The organism is Shewanella sp. Sh95 (genome assembly GCF_001308045.1).
Taxonomy (GTDB): domain Bacteria; phylum Pseudomonadota; class Gammaproteobacteria; order Enterobacterales; family Shewanellaceae; genus Shewanella; species Shewanella xiamenensis.
Genome location: NZ_LGYY01000024.1, coordinates 1 through 1,228, shown reverse-complemented (window position 1 = coordinate 1,228; position 1,228 = coordinate 1). Strand labels below are relative to the sequence as shown.

The window sequence follows — 1,228 nt, the reverse complement described above, 5'->3', positions numbered from 1 at the left end:
CAGGGCGTTGCGACGTTAAGACGGCGTAAATTGCCGATGGACGCGATGATTTGGGCCGTTATCGGAATGGCTTTGTTCCGAGGGGAGTCTGTTCGGTCACTCATCAACAAACTCGACATTGTTTTGCCGCAAGAGATTGATTATGTTGCACGCAGCGCCGTGACTCAGGCGCGTAAACGATTGGGCAGTGAGGTTATTAGAGAAGTATTTAACCGCAGCGCCAATACCTGGCACGCGAGAGCTGAACATCCTCATTGGTGCGGTCTTAACTTGTATGGTGTTGACGGTGTCGTGTGGCGGACACCCGATAGTGTCCAAAATCAAGCCGCCTTTGCGCGTACCGCCAACGCTTCAGGCGAAGCGGCTTATCCGCAAATTCGCATGGTTTGCTTGATGGAATTAAGCAGCCATTTATTGGTCAACAGCGCCTTTGATTCGGTTGCCGAAAATGAAATGAACTTAGCGTCCCAGCTCATTCCTAGCATTCCCAATCACAGCCTAACCCTATTTGACCGAGGATTTTACTCGCTCGGCCTGCTGCACGCTTGGCAGCAAGCGCAACCTGATAGCCACTGGTTGTTGCCATTGAAGAAAGGCACTCAATATGAAGTAGTGCGAACGCTGGGGAAACATGACCAGTGGGTGAAACTCACCACGACACCTCAAGCCAGAAAGAAATGGCCGCAGCTCCCAGATACCCTTGAAGCGCGTTTATTGACTAAGACAGTGAAAGGTAAGTCAGTCGCCATTTTGACCTCGTTGACAGACCCGATGCGTTACCCCAGCGAAGACATCGTCGACTTATATGCCCATCGATGGGAAATCGAACTGGGCTATAGAGAGATGAAACAACATCTACTGGAGAGCCGTTTTACGCTCCGCAGTCAACTACCGGAGCTGGTGACTCAAGAGTTATGGGGCGTGCTACTGGCCTACAATCTCATTAGATATAAGATGTTGCTGATGGCTAAAAGCTTGCCATCGGTCCATCCCAATCAACTGAGTTTTCGGGATGCGGCGAGTTATATCATCTTCAAGTTGACACAACTGTCATCACAAACACCGGGGAATGTCCCGAGAGACGTATTGGATATAGAACGAAATGCACGGCAATTTAAGCTGGATGGTAAACGGGAAAGGGCATATCCACGAGTCCTTAAAATGAGCAAAAACAAGTTTCCGGTTAGACCAAAGAAAAATGCCGTTCACTCTTAAGTGAACGGCATTA

General features: G+C 49.3%; 1 protein-coding gene. It reads left to right on the top strand.

What is annotated here, in order from left to right; translation table 11 throughout:
- A partial coding sequence (locus AEA42_RS01860; RefSeq protein ID WP_055646793.1) for an IS4-like element ISSba6 family transposase occupies positions 1–1,215 on the top strand: 1,215 nt, incomplete at its 5' end.
- Positions 1,216–1,228: the final 13 nt, after the last annotated feature.